We start from the raw sequence: 888 nt of genomic DNA on the forward strand, positions 1-888 counted from the left end.
TTTGTGCTGGTGAGGCCACCACCGCGGACTACACTGCCCTCTTCTTCGGCAGCGTCAGTGTGGTTTAAGGGCCAGTGCCAAGCCCCCAGGGATTCCACTACGAGACCCACACCAACGGAACCGTCCTCATCAGCCACCACAGCCGCCCCGCGACCACCCTGAACGGACCGAGAGCCGCCCAGTTCCTCGCCGAGGTCGAGTCCTCCTCCGACCCCCAGCTCGTCATGGCCCGCTGGACCGGAAACTACAAGCGCGGCAACGAACGCACCGCCCGCAACCACCCCAGAAACCGCCGCTGAACCGATCGGTCGCGGGTAAGGGAACGGTAAAGCGGGCTCGATCGTTCACCGGGCATGACAGCTATGACCCCCGGCTCGAACATCCCTCTCTCCACCGCGCGCGTGACGGTGGACGTCGCCGCCCCGGTGCGGCTCGACGTATCGAGCCTGCTGCTCACCGCCGACGGCAAGGTGCGCTCGGACGACGACTTCATCTTCTACAACCAGCCCAACGGCCCGGGCGTGACGTACCGCTCCGGCGGCGGCACCGCCCCGGACGCGATCGTCGTCGACACCGCCGCCGTCCCGCCCGGTATCGAGAAGATCGTCGTCACCGCCAGCCCGGACGCCGCCGGCCAGACCTTCCAGGGCATCGAACCGACGGCGACGATCCGCGGCGCGGACGACAACTCCGTCCTGGCCACCTTCACGCCCCCGCAGCTCGGCAGCGAGACCGCGCTGGTCGTCGTGGAGATCTACCTGCGCAACGGCGCGTGGAAGGCGCGCGCGGTCGGCCAGGGCTACGCCAACGGCCTGGCCGGCATCGCCACCGACTTCGGCGTGAGCGTGGAGGAACCGGCCCCCGTGGCTCCGCCCCAGTCGGTCGCCC

General features: G+C 69.5%; 2 protein-coding genes. Both read left to right on the top strand.

Annotated features, from left to right (window positions below):
- The first annotated feature begins 74 nt into the window (after positions 1–74).
- The gene (locus HLK59_RS50225; protein WP_171148359.1) at positions 75–299 is read left to right on the top strand and encodes a hypothetical protein; all 225 of its coding nucleotides are present in this window, start codon (positions 75–77) and stop codon (positions 297–299) included.
- Between the two features lie 54 nt (positions 300–353).
- A partial coding sequence (locus HLK59_RS50230; RefSeq protein ID WP_171148360.1) for a TerD family protein occupies positions 354–888 on the top strand: 535 nt, incomplete at its 3' end.

Source organism: Streptomyces sp. S3(2020) (genome assembly GCF_013044505.1).
In the GTDB taxonomy this organism is placed as follows: Bacteria; Actinomycetota; Actinomycetes; order Streptomycetales; family Streptomycetaceae; genus Streptomyces.